This window comes from Candidatus Lokiarchaeota archaeon (assembly GCA_014730275.1).
Taxonomy (GTDB): Archaea; Asgardarchaeota; Thorarchaeia; order Thorarchaeales; family Thorarchaeaceae; genus WJIL01.
In genome coordinates this window covers 26,010-39,227 of record WJIL01000132.1, presented here as the reverse complement: position 1 = coordinate 39,227, position 13,218 = coordinate 26,010, and the positions used below count along the sequence as shown (strand labels likewise).

16 protein-coding genes are annotated in these 13,218 nt (G+C 45.0%); 6 read left to right on the top strand and 10 right to left on the bottom strand.

From position 1 onward, the window contains the following. Window positions 1-7 precede the first annotated feature (7 nt). Window positions 8-832 (top strand): hypothetical protein, encoded by an 825-nt coding sequence (locus GF309_14410; GenBank protein ID MBD3159971.1) that lies wholly within the window; start codon window positions 8-10, stop codon window positions 830-832. 4 nt (window positions 833-836) lie between these two features. Here the strand turns inward: GF309_14410 and GF309_14405 are convergent, their stop codons facing one another. The 5 genes from GF309_14405 to GF309_14385 all read right to left on the bottom strand — a co-directional run bounded on the left by GF309_14405 (window position 837) and on the right by GF309_14385 (window position 4,415). Then, window positions 837-1,745, bottom strand: a complete 909-nt coding sequence (locus GF309_14405) for a DUF89 family protein (protein ID MBD3159970.1) — start codon at window positions 1,743-1,745, stop codon at window positions 837-839. Between the two features lie 33 nt (window positions 1,746-1,778). Next, on the bottom strand, window positions 1,779-2,459 hold the full coding sequence (gene tpiA / locus GF309_14400) for a triose-phosphate isomerase (GenBank protein ID MBD3159969.1): 681 nt from the start codon (window positions 2,457-2,459) through the stop codon (window positions 1,779-1,781). An 85-nt stretch (window positions 2,460-2,544) separates the two neighbouring features. Beyond that, window positions 2,545-3,123 carry a hypothetical protein gene (locus tag GF309_14395; GenBank protein MBD3159968.1) on the bottom strand — a complete coding sequence of 193 codons (579 nt, stop codon included), beginning with the start codon at window positions 3,121-3,123 and terminating at the stop codon, window positions 2,545-2,547. An 87-nt stretch (window positions 3,124-3,210) separates the two neighbouring features. Further along, window positions 3,211-3,432, bottom strand: a complete 222-nt coding sequence (locus GF309_14390; protein ID MBD3159967.1) for a ribbon-helix-helix protein, CopG family — start codon at window positions 3,430-3,432, stop codon at window positions 3,211-3,213. 110 nt (window positions 3,433-3,542) lie between these two features. Beyond that, window positions 3,543-4,415 (bottom strand): mechanosensitive ion channel, encoded by an 873-nt coding sequence (locus tag GF309_14385; protein ID MBD3159966.1) that lies wholly within the window; start codon window positions 4,413-4,415, stop codon window positions 3,543-3,545. Window positions 4,416-4,607: 192 nt separating this feature from the next. Between GF309_14385 and GF309_14380 the strand changes: the two genes are divergently transcribed. Next, window positions 4,608-4,892 (top strand): peptidylprolyl isomerase, encoded by a 285-nt coding sequence (locus tag GF309_14380; protein ID MBD3159965.1) that lies wholly within the window; start codon window positions 4,608-4,610, stop codon window positions 4,890-4,892. 83 nt (window positions 4,893-4,975) lie between these two features. Here the strand turns inward: GF309_14380 and GF309_14375 are convergent, their stop codons facing one another. The 4 genes from GF309_14375 to GF309_14360 form a co-directional block, all read right to left on the bottom strand. Then, window positions 4,976-6,097, bottom strand: coding sequence for a fructose 1,6-bisphosphatase (locus tag GF309_14375; GenBank protein ID MBD3159964.1), 1,122 nt, complete (start codon window positions 6,095-6,097; stop codon window positions 4,976-4,978). 166 nt (window positions 6,098-6,263) lie between these two features. Further along, on the bottom strand, window positions 6,264-7,160 hold the full coding sequence (locus GF309_14370; GenBank protein MBD3159963.1) for a fructose-bisphosphate aldolase: 897 nt from the start codon (window positions 7,158-7,160) through the stop codon (window positions 6,264-6,266). Between the two features lie 30 nt (window positions 7,161-7,190). Continuing rightward, entirely contained in the window at window positions 7,191-7,481 is a 291-nt protein-coding gene (locus GF309_14365; GenBank protein ID MBD3159962.1) for a hypothetical protein, read from the bottom strand. Window positions 7,482-7,636: 155 nt separating this feature from the next. Further along, window positions 7,637-8,563, bottom strand: coding sequence for a hypothetical protein (locus tag GF309_14360; protein MBD3159961.1), 927 nt, complete (start codon window positions 8,561-8,563; stop codon window positions 7,637-7,639). A 185-nt stretch (window positions 8,564-8,748) separates the two neighbouring features. Between GF309_14360 and GF309_14355 the strand changes: the two genes are divergently transcribed. Further along, a complete protein-coding gene (locus GF309_14355; GenBank protein ID MBD3159960.1) occupies window positions 8,749-9,579 on the top strand; it encodes a uridine phosphorylase in 831 nt (276 codons plus the stop codon). Between the two features lie 8 nt (window positions 9,580-9,587). Here the strand turns inward: GF309_14355 and GF309_14350 are convergent, their stop codons facing one another. Continuing rightward, the gene (locus GF309_14350) at window positions 9,588-11,414 is read right to left on the bottom strand and encodes a ribosome biogenesis/translation initiation ATPase RLI (protein MBD3159959.1); all 1,827 of its coding nucleotides are present in this window, start codon (window positions 11,412-11,414) and stop codon (window positions 9,588-9,590) included. Between the two features lie 157 nt (window positions 11,415-11,571). Here GF309_14350 and GF309_14345 point away from each other — a divergent pair, with 157 nt between their 5' ends. The 3 genes from GF309_14345 (at window position 11,572) to GF309_14335 (ending at window position 13,190) form a co-directional block, all read left to right on the top strand. Further along, window positions 11,572-11,799 (top strand): hypothetical protein, encoded by a 228-nt coding sequence (locus GF309_14345; protein ID MBD3159958.1) that lies wholly within the window; start codon window positions 11,572-11,574, stop codon window positions 11,797-11,799. Window positions 11,800-12,013: 214 nt separating this feature from the next. After that, window positions 12,014-12,361: a YkgJ family cysteine cluster protein gene (locus tag GF309_14340; GenBank protein MBD3159957.1), complete on the top strand. Its 348-nt coding sequence runs from the start codon at window positions 12,014-12,016 to the stop codon at window positions 12,359-12,361. Continuing rightward, window positions 12,348-13,190: a PHP domain-containing protein gene (locus tag GF309_14335; GenBank protein ID MBD3159956.1), complete on the top strand. Its 843-nt coding sequence runs from the start codon at window positions 12,348-12,350 to the stop codon at window positions 13,188-13,190. Before GF309_14340 ends, GF309_14335 begins: the two co-directional genes overlap by 14 nt. Window positions 13,191-13,218 lie beyond the last annotated feature (28 nt).

Below are 13,218 nucleotides of genomic sequence, written 5' to 3'. Positions count from 1 at the left end.
AGAAAAGATGGCTACTCTGTTTGACATAATCCAATATTTGGAAGACATAGCTCCAAACAGACTTGCTTTTGCCAAACGAGGAAGCTACGTTGAAATAGGACCTCAAACGACATCCGAGCAAATCAAAACCACCGTGAATCGAGTTTTGGTTGCATCATATCCCTCTGCAAGAGTAGTGACTAGTGCTACACAGCAAAAAGCAAATCTTTTGATATCAAATAGACCAATTTTCACCACGCCGAAAAATCACCTTGGTGGGTGGGATTTAGATCGAGTGCGATTATTGAGTAAGAATTACATATCAACATACGTCATGAGCTCCGCTTGGATAGGGGCTGAAAACGGACTTAGTGATGCACTTGTAGAGCGACTAGGGTTGACACATAAACAACAGTTCATGACGAAGGGAGAACATGAACCAGTAGTTCCAACAGGCCGTATAGTCAAGACCATCGAGCCAATGAATCACTCTCGATTCCTCAATTATCTGGCAGACAAGCTGAACCTTGGTTCAATCAAGTTTACTGGTGAACTCGATCAAGAAGTGGAAAAGGTTCTCGTCCTTCCGGGTAGTTTTGTTTCAAGAGGGGAAATCCTCAGTGCCCTTGAGAAGGAAGCTCGTACGATTGTGACGGGAGATGTAACACCACAAACAAGAATCATAGCAAACGAACGAGGCTGTAATCTGCTCGAATTAGGTTCGTTTGCTACAGAAAATCCGGGTATGGAACGACTCAACAATTATCTTAATCTAGAGTTCCCCGGATTGAAGGTGTCCTATGTAGAAGCCAAACCATACACCAAAACATTCTGTTTCGAAAGAGAAATGTAGGTATCTACTGTCGTATCAGAACAACATTCTTGTCACGATCGACCCCAACGTGACGCGCTACGGGCCAACATTTGGTCCGAAGTATATGTACGACGGGACAAAGCTCACTCGTGTCAAATTCGGTCATGCTCTCATAGTTACCCATTCCTTTAGCTACAATCAATTCAGCTGAAAACAGTAATTGCTTGAAATCCTCTGAATCGCGTTCTAGATTGACGCCTATAGCCGGAGCTCCAGTATCTACAACCTGATCTGCACATTCATCCAGTCCTACCGCTTCTGCATCAGCCATGGTAGCATCATTGAGAATCGGCCCACCTTTAACAACTGCAGTCACTTCTGGCCCAACGTTCTGAATTTGCTCAATAAGTACCATATCCAAGACAATTTCGCCGGCGTTATCCATCAAGTATACAACTTCACTGACCTCGTGACACAGTTCATAGAATTCATCGACCTCATCGATAGCCAAATCAGATTCTACATCAGCTACCAAGTCTCGGAGAATCTCCAAGTCGAATTCCCGCCCCGAAACATCGAACTCAATTGCATTGGCTGCTGCTGCGATAAGAGCAGCTTTTCTGAATCTAGCAGCGGGATGGGTCTGTTCATGTACTAGACTCCGAAGCGTTGGAAATAGCTCAAGGGCTAGCTCGTTGGATTCTTCTTTGAGATGTGCGTACGGGTCCCTGCCCGTTATTTCTTGAACAAGCAAATCTCGATCCGTGCCAATATGACTTGGAACAGAATTCTCATTTAGATCCATACCGAACAGCTTGGTAACCGCTTCTACGACTTCCATCTGTTTTTCGGGATTGTCAGTAGCAAGCTTAGCTTGGTTTACTGCTCGTTCAATAAGACAATGAGCACATTCAAGGTCGACTTTCAATGGTATCGCCGATTCTGTAGCGATTCAAGTGCCTGAAAAACCAAACGGAATAGACACTTAGGCGATGGGCTGAGCTAAATCTCTCAGAATCTCGACTGGTTCCTCCGCCTTTGCAACTGCCGATGCAAGCAGAACACCCTGAGCTCCAAGATTAAGTGCAGACTCAACATCATCACCACTTGAGATGCCGGCTCCACATAAGATGTCGACTTCTTCGTTTACTGCACGGATTTTTTCAACAGTACCGCTGATAATCTCTGGCTGAGCCTGAGACACCGAGATACCGGTACCGATGAGTTCTGGAGGCTCAACTGCAACAGCTGAAGGATTGAGAGCTGATGCAGCAACACTCACCGCCGGATTGTTGGTACATACGATAGTATACAGGTGATGATCTTCAGCAGTCTGGATAGCAGCCTCGATGTCAGCAAGTTCCATTCTGTTCTCAGAATGGTTGAGTATTGTTCCAGAGCAACCTGATTCTACAAGTGCATCGCCAAGAACGTGCCCGGTAAAGCGACCCGGAGAGCCAGGATCCATATGCTGTGAGAACACAGGAATATCCACAGCCCGACTGACCCGGTAAAGGTCCGTAACCTGAGGGGCAACTATAACAGAAACGTCGTATTCCTTTGCGACTCGTTCACAAGCCTGTGACAATAGAACAGCTCTCTCACCGTTGGCTTGTGGATATGTTTTGAAGTTAATCACAATAGCTGGTAGATTGATATCCTTCATTTTGTACGTTCCCACCATTAGGTGTAAATGAAGTGGTGTCTCCCAGCCTAATAAGTGCCTATGATTAGGCTTGCCAAGTTATCTATCAGGGACGGACCTGTCCAACCAAGAGCCGTAATATAGGTACTCTAACATAACCTCGCTTGTTCAATTCTTCAATCGGTTTACGAAGATCGATTTTCACGTACTTGTCAGATTCCGATTCTCGGTAATACTGCATGTAGGTGTCTGAGAATTCATCAAAGGTAGCAGCATCAAGCAGATTCTTGGCTACGGTGTTTGAGATTCGAATGAATACATCTTCATCAGAAGTGGTTCCAGACTCAATCTCGACAGGACCCATTGAGTCCTTTGTTACATTGAATCGTTCACCCATAACCATGAACTCCAGTGAGAACTCATCTGGAGCCTTCATGTCTCCCGCAGTTTCCTCGTTATCAAATAAGAATTCCAATCTTTTCTGAAATGTATCATGATATGGAATAGTACCTTTTCCACGTGTAGGAGGCTCCTCTAGAGCTTCTTCCTCAACCTCAGCCTCTTTTTTGGCTTCGGTAGGAGGTTCTTCCTCTACTTCAGTTTCAGCTTCGGTTTCAGCTTCAGTTTCGATTTCTTCCTCTTCCTCTTCTTTACCGAGGAATTTTTTGATGCGATCCATAACCATTTTCATAATTCTCCCGAGTTCATCTGAGCTAAATGGGCACTCAAGCACCACTCCTACTAGACTACTAAAAAAGATAGCTTGGGGATATTAGGGAGGAGTTGTTTCTTCGGTGGGAGATGTCTCCGTTAATTGCGAAACAAGAGGGACAGAAGGACGTTTTTGTGCTCGAGACCCCCACAATTCATCAACAAGCATATCCCGGATTGCGATTCGGATTGCTTCAGATCGATTAGGATATTTGCTCTGTTCTACCAAATCCTCAATACCTGAAACGTATCTCTTCGGCAAGCAAATCGTCACGACTTTCATCTTGGCTCGTTTGAATTGTGTGGCAAACCAGATAATGAATTGGTGTCTCACTCAGGTTACAATTGGGATATTACTCACTTAGGACACATATCTCCACCAATGACCCATATTTAACCTTGAAATGATTTCACTAGTGCTTCTTGAAAATCAGCACCATCTTCAAGTATCTTCGTAGGATCATCGACAATGATAGCAAAACCGAATCTTGTGCCATTGTAGTCATTGGTGCTGTAAAACATCTCTGGCGGCTCAAGGAAACGGTTTTCCCATTCTTGGACAACACGCTTCATGTTTTCTCGAGCTTCACCCACATCATAGGCTCGATGGGCAAATATCTCAAACGTGTAGCGATATACTTCTTCTCCGGTTGTCAGCTCTTTGAATTTGCTCATCGCGCTCGACAGCCGGCCTTCCTCCGTTGTTTCTTGCTCTTTCTTCATTCCTCTAATGTTCAAATATTGATCAATCCTGATGCGGAAGTTCACCAATTTCTCTTCAACAATATCTGAATTGGGTATTGCCTCAATCGTATAATCAGGTTTTACTATTTTCGTGTAATTGAGGGTAATATCACGGACAATTCCTTCAACTGATCCAATTCTGATGTAGTCACCAATGCGGAACGGGCGTGAAGCAAATACATAGAGGCCACTAACCATGTTACTTAATGACCTTGAAAACGCAAGACCCACAGCTGTACCTGTTAGGGCACCAAAGGCAACAACTCCCTCACCAGCTATTATCTCTGTTATGGTCAAAGCCGCAATAACCGCAATTCCGAAGAAAATTAGACGGACAATGAATATTACGCCTGTGGTAGCTTCCCGTGGTAAACCAGCCCTGCGGAATGACACACGAATTGAACGCGCAACAATGAGATAGGCAATATAGAGTATTATCAAAAATGGCACAATGGCTATGTATTGTGCATAGGGATCCAGGCCGAATGGCTGAAGAAGTGAAGCTATGAAGTCTACAAACATTTGAAATGGATCAATCTGAATTTTGGTTACCCCACATGATATTGAGGGTTTTAACGATGATTAATATTTGGTTTCTGGGAAATGCTTACTTCAGAGATACAATAACAGCAAAAATCGCAGCAACTTTTTCTTCGAAAACAAGCACTTATAGAGGGAAGGGAATCACGGAAAACAGGATAGACGGTGATATAAATGGGAAATCAAGGAAAAGTCAGAGCAAGCCACATTCTTGTTGACAAGCATAGTAAAGCTCTTGAAATTATAAACAAAATCAAGGAGGGTGCTAGTTTCAAGAAGATGGCAAAGGAACATAGCGAATGCCCAAGCAGAAAAAAGGGTGGGGATCTCGGATACTTCGCAAGAGGGCAAATGGTGAAACCATTTGAGCGAGCAACATACAATCTCTCTGTTGGCGCTATGACACAGGAACCAGTTAAGACGAAATTCGGCTATCACATAATAAAGCGGACTGGCTAGACCCATAGCCATTAATAGAGAAACAATAAAATTGGACCAGGGCCCGTAAGAGGGCCCTAGAGTCCAAGAACAAGGTAAATTAACTATTCCTTTTCTGGACGTATTTCTTCTTCAGTGAAACGGCTTTCACATTTATCTAAGACACCAGGGAGGGTTGTGTATTCCATCGCGCCGTCATCTAGCCGGTGAGGCATAAAGGGGCCATGTCTCCTGAGATACTCGACAGCATCCATTGCCCGTTTTCGGGTCACATCGAATGCTACATCTGCAAATAGGTCAACAGGACCAAGCAACTTGCCGTTAGCTACGTGGAAACCTAAACCGATTACACGCGGAGGACCATCAAAACGTGTGCATCGAGAGTCCTCCAGACTAACTGGCATCAGGGGACCAGTATGAGAACCTCGCATCCAACCTGACACAAGGTGTGGTATTGTAAAGCCCTCTAGGATTTCACCCATTGCTGGAAGACCTGAATGACCCCTAACAATAGCTACAGGGTCGTCCTTGCCAATATACTTCCCTGCAATCTGATGCAGTTTGTCGGTGCTTACTGCAGCTGCAGGCATCCCGTCCTTTCGGTAGATTTTCTTGATAGTATACCGACCGGTGCTACCCAACAGAGCCAGAAGATCATACATCTCCTCCGGGCATTTCATTTCAAGGTAACAGGGTATCTCCTTTTTGATATCCTGTACAACGAAACTGAAACCCTCATGGAAACTTGGATCTATTACCAAACCTGCAGTATTGAAGGGATCTGCAAAGATGCGGAACAAGGGTAGATTGAATGCGCCAGGTTCCGTCTTATCAGCACAGAAAATCGCGAAGGGATCTGATTTTCGCTCTTCAATGGTCATTTCTGCAGATCCAGGACCCATACCTTTGACATTACCACTGAAGGTGTCTTCAAGCATATCCTGTCCTGCTGCGTAGATTTTCCGTTTCCTAGCTTCTTTGGTACCTTCCATGAAAGTGTTCCATGCAAGCTCATGAACTTCCTCATGGTCCTCACCTTTATCATGGGTCATGATGAGTTCCAGGTCGTCACCTGCATGAGTAACATAGTAATCGTTGATTATACCATCTTCCACACCCTCTTTCAGAGACTTACGAGCAATCTCCATTAGAAAATCGGGTACTATAACATGTCCAGCCAGTGAACCGATATCGGCCTTTATTACGCTGAGAGTCGTCTTTACCATTCACAACTCGCTCCATTTATTCTCGGTTTTTCAGATTCAGGAAACCCCCACCTAAGGACCCATAATAGGGTTTTCGGACTAGCATAGGAGGTAGGCACCCTTCTCGAGTGCTCACTATTATACATGCATATAATAGTACCGCAAGAGTAGGTATTGTATTATTGTATTATTGCCTAGCATTCTTCATGAGTTTCTTGATTTTAGAGGTCATGTCAAGTGCGTCTTCCCAGTCTCTTTGCCAGATGTTCCTTCCGAAAATCAGTCCTCTCGCACCGTTTTCCATGCATATTTTGGCTCTTTTGAGAACGTCTTCATCTCCAATTTTGCTCCCACCAGAAAAAATAGTCATAGTCTTCCCGGCAGATTCGACAACTTTTCTTACTCTCTCGCCATAGTCCAGCTCCATCGAGTCATAGGGCGATGGCTGGTCTGCCTTCTTGCTAGGATCAGTAGCAGGAACATTCAGCTTCACAACATCTGCACCGAGTTCGTTGGCGACTCTAGCCGCATAATCAACCGCGTAAAGTGAATCTCTTCCACCCTTCAATTCAATGGCTCTACCACGAGGATAGGACCACACAATCAGTGGCAGACCAAATCGAGTAGCATCCTGTCTCACCTGCCGTAGTTGCGTAAAATCAGCAACCTGATTGGGAGATCCCACATAAAGGGTATATCCAACCGCATCTGCACCCATACGAACCGCATCCTCTACCGATGCAGTCAGCGGAGAGAGGGCTTCATCGTCGGAAGGGATATTCGTTTTCCCATTCAACTTCAGTACAATAGGTATTTTCCCAGCATATTTTCCTGCGTATTTCTCGGCAAGACCGATATGTAGAGCAATCGCTGAAAAACCACCCTCCACTGCTAAGCGAAACTGAAAGTCTGGATCGATGCTCTCAGGATTTGCAAACATATCAATCGGACCATGTTCAAGACCTTGGTCTATTGGCAGAATCAGAAGCTTGCCATTGCCGGGTCCAAAATCATACATCATACGATGTAGCCGCGTTCGTTTTCCCATGCAAAGATGTTCAAATTTCGTATCTTCCAAGGTCATCGTCAAATTCACCGATAATGAAGCTTCATACTACGCCGTGTCTGATAAGTCATCAGATGAGGCGGCCCTTATAGGCCAACTCCCAAGTCGAGATACCCACCAGAAGAGGACAATACCAGTGTTGATAGTAAGCACCCAAATTGCAGCCACAAGGAAGAACTGTGCAATGGCTAGGTAATCTCCTTCAGGAGGCCGTCCGTACCAAATATAGGCAAAAAACATAATCACTTGAATAAGTAGCCCAAGCAGAATCATGATTTGAAAGAAAAGAAGCGTCTTTTGCTCAGTAACGAAAGTCTTGAAACGACGCCGTACACTCAAACTCTACATCCCACAAATCTATACACACCCCTAGATTTAGACCTTTTGTAGGAACTGGAAAATGGGCTTTTCTAGTCATCCATATCACAAAACAGGCAGATTCCAAATTATTTAGGGCCCCATCAGCAATTCTACTCACCTATTACAGAACAACTTCACACCTTTCCCGATTCTGCCCATTCATCATGAAGGTTTTCGAAAAGAACTGGAATTACCTGGGGAACAGCCAGTATTGCCTTGAGAACCTGATGGCCCATTCTGTATGCTATTGACTCATTATTAGGCAGAATCAAATCAGCAATTCTTCCGCCTTTGAAGAAATAAGACTGTCCGGGAATGAAGCGGCCCTCGAATATTGGAGCTGCAAAAACTTCAGTTAGCCGTAGAATGAACTTCCGAATCAACGGCATTCTTAATCGGCGGGTAAGTCGACGAGCACGAAGCAGTAATCGCAGAATCCGCTTCGCCTTATATGTCAGATAGCCTCTTTCAATCGCCTTCTTAATGAATAGTTTGTCTCTTGGATTCAAATCGATGCCAAGAGTTTGCATCTCTTCTTGAGTGATATTGATGTATCCGGCGTCCTGATCTATCAGAATGTCAAGCATATCATCGAGCATGCCAAGGCCCATCCCGAGCAGATATGAGAATTCATCAAGGTAACCCCCCAGATCCAACCGACCGAGGATAAAATACAATTTGAAGAAACTTCTGGCCTTCTTGTAGAGTAGTCGATCCATTTCGTTCTGAGAAATAATCCTGTTTCGGCGGTTTACGTCACCCCAAGCACTATCATAGAGGTCTCGGACCTGCTGAAGGGCCCTTCCCGAATAGAATGTATTTTCATTATCAAAGAACTGTGCAAGCCAATGATGACGTCTGGGTGAGTTCCTACCTACTCTCAAGCTCCCGTTAAACCCTCTTTCTACTACTGACTGCTCATTTTCCAGTAACGCTACAGCCTGTGTCTTGTTGATAGTTGGAGAATCCAGTAAATCATCAAATCGCCGGATATATCCCCAAGCAAGCGACCAAGTTTCTGAACCAAGTGGTTCCGGTAGTAGTTGTGATGCGTATGTCAAAAAGTCTCTCTTACGCAAGTAGTGTCTTGCGGAGTTAACTGTTATAACGTATCTATTCGAGCCCCTTCTCGAAGGAGTGACAATGGAGGATTCCATGGTGTACTTATCCCGACAAAGCCATATGTTCGTTTCCCCATGCTGTCAGTGGACAATCCATCTCAGATTGAAAATGGGTGTGCGATATCATGAAAGAAGGAAGAGTATCTGCTGAGAGACCCGAAACACAGGAACGAGAACAGTATCATCTTGAAGTAAAGGAGGGTGATGTTGCATCGAGCGTGATATTGCCAGGAGATCCTGGCCGCGTTAAGAAGATTAGCAGCTTCTGGGACAGTTATGAACAAAAAGGAGCGCACAGGCAATTCGTGACGCATACAGGGATATACAAGGGAACAGAAATTTCAGCGTGTTCTACCGGCATAGGCGGGCCGGGTACGGCAATTGCGATTGAAGAGCTTGCTAATGTAGGTGCAAGGGATTTTCTCCGAGTGGGATCTACAGCTACGCTACAAGAAGAGATCAACATAGGTGATATTATCATATCAACAGGCGCAGTTCGCTTGGAAGGAACCAGCGACCAATACATCAGACAAGAATATCCAGCCAGTCCCTCGTACGAGATGGTGTTAGCAGCTGTAACAGCCGCAGAATCGCTTGGTATCACGTACCATCTGGGCATATCCGCATCAACCGATTCATTCTATCTTGGTCAATCAAGGCCAGGTTTTGAAGGATACAAACAAGACTACAGCGAAGCCCTGATTGAAGAACTACAAAGAGCGAAAGTTGTGAACTTCGAGATGGAGGCGGCCACGCTTTTCACTCTGGGTAACCTGTATGGATTCAGAACTGGGGCTATATGTGCGGTCTATGCAAACAGGGTCAAAGATGAATTCCGTGTAGAAGGGGAAGAGAACGCAATTCGTTGCGGCAACGAAACCATGCGAATTCTTGCTGAAATGGATGGGGAGAAAAGCAAGGCCAACAAGAACTATTGGTATCGGGGCATAGCATGAACTAAGAACTAGGAGGGGGAACCCCAGTAGTCACCTGCTGCCTTCTGTTTCTGGTCCATCTGAGAACCCTCTTTGTTAACTCGTGGCCGTCCAGTCTGGGGATCTCGTCTGAAGGTCACACCCATCTCTTTCAAGAAGGAGTTCATACCCTGTTTGACAGTTATGACCTGTGATGCATAACCATGCTTACCAGGGATACCATCAAAATGAATCATTGAATCACTCAGGTAGTCAGCCATGAGAATGGAGTGCTCAACTACAAAGGCCGTCTTCATGTTATTTCGGATGATACGTCCAATTGCCCGTGCGGATGCAAGCCGTTGTTCCACGTCAAGAAAAGCAGAAGGCTCGTCTAACAAGTAGATATCCGCGTCTCGGGCCAGACAGCCAGCAATAGCTACACGTTGGAGCTCACCGCCACTTAGATCAGGAACATAATTATCTAGTAGGTGCTCGAGGCCCATATTTCGAATAACCGTAGTCTTGAACTGTGAAGTGGCTTCTCTACCTTCGCCCACCTTTCGCAGATACATTCTAACTGTCCCTTCGTAATCAGCACTGATATACTGAGGTTTGTAGCTGACTTGTAATTCCATACCGGTTATTGTGGTGTTAGGGGCCTCACCCTCGTCTGGTTCCAATACTCCTGCTAACATCTTTACGAAAGTTGTCTTTCCTATTCCGTTTGGACCTAATATACCAATAATCTGACCTTTTGCCACTTCGCCAGCTTGAACTTCAAGCTTGAAGTCTTTGAATTCCTTGGTCATGTTGTCATAACGAATGAATGGTTGTGCACCTTTGAATTCTCTATCATCAGCAGACATCCCCTTGAAAGTAATGGATGTGTCCCTGAATCGCATATTTTCATCGGGAATATATCCATCCAAGAAAATGTTGATACCTTTTCTTGTTCCATGCGGATGAGAAACAATACCATAAGCGCCCGGATCACCGTAAAGCATGCAAATCAAATCAGAGACGTAATCCAAGATAGACAAGTCATGCTCAACAACGACCACGGTCTTTCCAAGGTCAGATAGGTTACGAATCGCTCTGGCAACTCTAAGGCGTTCTCGAACATCCAGATAAGCCGTGGGCTCGTCAAAGAAGTAAATGTCACCCTCTCGGACGATTGCCGCAGTGATTGCCACACGTTGAAGCTCGCCACCGCTCAAGTGTCCGACATCTCGGTCCCAAATATCCTCTAGATTGAGCTCCGTTTTCATTTCAGATAATCGACCTGAACTATCAGAAGACTCCAAAAGAGCACTGATTGGTTTTCCAGCAATCGATTCCATTTCTGACAGACCAGTTATGTTCTGAGGCTTATGGATTGGGACAATGGAGCCTTCCTGGATTTTTTCAAAGAATGGTTGAAGTTCGGATCCTCTGAACTCGCGGATGATTTCATCCCAGTCCGGAGGATCTTCAAAGCGACCAAGGTTAGGTTTGAGTTCCCCGGCTAATATTCGAATAGCTGTGGTTTTACCAACGCCATTAGGGCCAATCAGACCCAAAACCTGTGATTGCTTGGGAGTCGGAAGCCGAAATAGCTTGAATGCATTAACACCATACCGATGGCTTGTGTCGGTATCAAGTTCCTCTGGCAAGTTGATAATCTTGATTACAGCGCCCTGATGATTATAGGGACACTTCTTCACGCACATACCGCAACCTGAACAGAGATCTTCAACAATTGTGGGTGGTTCATCCTGTCCATCGGGAAAAATAACAGCATCCACACCAGTTCTTACCTGTGGACAAAACCGTCGGCATTCATGGGTGCAGTCATCTGGCCTGCAAGCGTCTTTGTTTAGGATGGCTATTCTCACTGTATTGCAGCTCCACTATTGTCCAAGTTTGGCTTTGTCTCTCCGTATTTAGCGCTTTGGCTACGAATGGTCCATTCATTGGATTAGGAGAAATTCCCCCGTGTGACATCTGCAATGTTGCAAAGGCTTTTGAGTTCATTCGCACTGGAAAACATGAATGAGAATGAATATTCTGGATCGGCTTCTTGAGATGTTCAGTATCAACAAGACCTTGGGATCTCACCCATCAGAATCAATGAATCTTCTCAAGCATGTCAGAGCGGTTCGAGCAAGAGCATTTCAAAAGATAACAGGCAAGAAGCTGCGTTCTATCGATTCTCTCGATTCAGAAGAAAAACTAAGTAAGAGCGGCAGATTATCCTTACTTAGGAGATTAAGGCGATAGGAAGGAGATACTTCGTTCTCTTATTCGGGTAGATTCTATTCTTATATCTCAGTTTAGATTCCTAGTACACCAGCTTCTTATTAATGGCATACCACACAACTAATAGCCAGTAACTAGGAAAGGAAAATCAGAGGGAAGATTGACTCTGCCACCTTTCGAATGTAATCACAACGGGGATTGCGACGAAGTGCGCATCTGCTGTACAGAAACAGAAATGACACTAACCAAGAAGGATGTCAATCGTATCAACTCTCTTGGCTATTCCCGCGATGATTACGCCAGAAAGGCTTCAGATGGTTTCATTGAGCTTAGGAATAACGATGGATATTGCTATTTCTATGACAGGGAATCCAGATCATGCAAAATATATGATAAGAGACCTGAAGGATGCCGATACTATCCAATCGTCTATAACCTACACCTTGGAACCTGTGTAGCGGATAGGGACTGCCCTTCAGCTGACACGGTGACAAAAGAAGACATCCGCCGGATATGTCCAAAGGTGAAGGAATTGGTGCGACAGCTACGAACGGAGGCCATCTACGACGATTCAGAGAGCTGATTTGCATCTACATTCGAATGTGTCTGACGGGATTCATACACCCAGCCAATTGGTTCAAATGGGTGCAAGATTAGCTCTTGGAGCAATCGCTCTTACTGATCATGACACTATAGACGGTAATCGTGAATTTGTATCTGCCAAGACATCTCAAGACATCGTCAGAATACCTGGCGTTGAGATAAGCACAGAGTACTGGGACAAAGAAGCACATCTGCTTGGATACTTCGTTCCGCTTGAATCACAGAAACTAGAAAACAGACTAGAGGAACTTGAAGAAGCAAGGATAGAACGAATACCAAAAATGGTCGCCAAACTCGAGGGGCTTGGAATCCAGATTGATAATCGGATTATCAATCGGATACTAGAAAACGCAACAACCCCTGGAAGACCTCATCTTGCTAGAGCTCTCGTAGAGGAGGGAGTAGTTGAGGATGTGGATCAGGCATTCAAACAGTATCTAGGAAAAGACAAACCCGCATATGTCAAGAAGGATCGAATGCAGACGGATGAAGCAATTGAATTGCTGAAATCTGAGGGGGCAGTACCCGTACTTGCACACCCACTAACGATAGAGACTGATGACTACTCTACGTTCATTGGCAATCTCGTTGACAAGGGACTGCTAGGCATTGAGACAGAATACAATTACCAACATCTTGTAGTTGATGGCAGCACACATGAGATAAGAGAAATCGCGAGAGAGTACAATCTCATTGAGACCGGTGGAAGTGACCATCATGGGGATGATGTTAGAAGCCTTATTGGAGAAGTGACGGTTCCGATGAGAATTGTCGAAGAATTGGCGGCCAAGTCAACCGGCCCTAGATAACGGCAATTCCACATAGTATCCGCGTTAT

What these genes read in the sequence shown, in the direction of transcription:
- GF309_14410 (MBD3159971.1), top strand. Translation starts at nt 8, where the DNA reads ATGGCTACTCTGTTTGACATAATCCAATATTTGGAAGACATAGCTCCA.
- tpiA (MBD3159969.1), bottom strand. Translation starts at nt 2,459, where the DNA reads ATGAAGGATATCAATCTACCAGCTATTGTGATTAACTTCAAAACATAT.
- GF309_14395 (MBD3159968.1), bottom strand. Translation starts at nt 3,123, where the DNA reads ATGGTTATGGATCGCATCAAAAAATTCCTCGGTAAAGAAGAGGAAGAG.
- GF309_14390 (MBD3159967.1), bottom strand. Translation starts at nt 3,432, where the DNA reads ATGAAAGTCGTGACGATTTGCTTGCCGAAGAGATACGTTTCAGGTATT.
- GF309_14385 (MBD3159966.1), bottom strand. Translation starts at nt 4,415, where the DNA reads ATGTTTGTAGACTTCATAGCTTCACTTCTTCAGCCATTCGGCCTGGAT.
- GF309_14380 (MBD3159965.1), top strand. Translation starts at nt 4,608, where the DNA reads ATGGGAAATCAAGGAAAAGTCAGAGCAAGCCACATTCTTGTTGACAAG.
- GF309_14375 (MBD3159964.1), bottom strand. Translation starts at nt 6,097, where the DNA reads ATGGTAAAGACGACTCTCAGCGTAATAAAGGCCGATATCGGTTCACTG.
- GF309_14370 (MBD3159963.1), bottom strand. Translation starts at nt 7,160, where the DNA reads ATGACCTTGGAAGATACGAAATTTGAACATCTTTGCATGGGAAAACGA.
- GF309_14355 (MBD3159960.1), top strand. Translation starts at nt 8,749, where the DNA reads ATGAAAGAAGGAAGAGTATCTGCTGAGAGACCCGAAACACAGGAACGA.
- GF309_14345 (MBD3159958.1), top strand. Translation starts at nt 11,572, where the DNA reads ATGAGAATGAATATTCTGGATCGGCTTCTTGAGATGTTCAGTATCAAC.
- GF309_14340 (MBD3159957.1), top strand. Translation starts at nt 12,014, where the DNA reads ATGACACTAACCAAGAAGGATGTCAATCGTATCAACTCTCTTGGCTAT.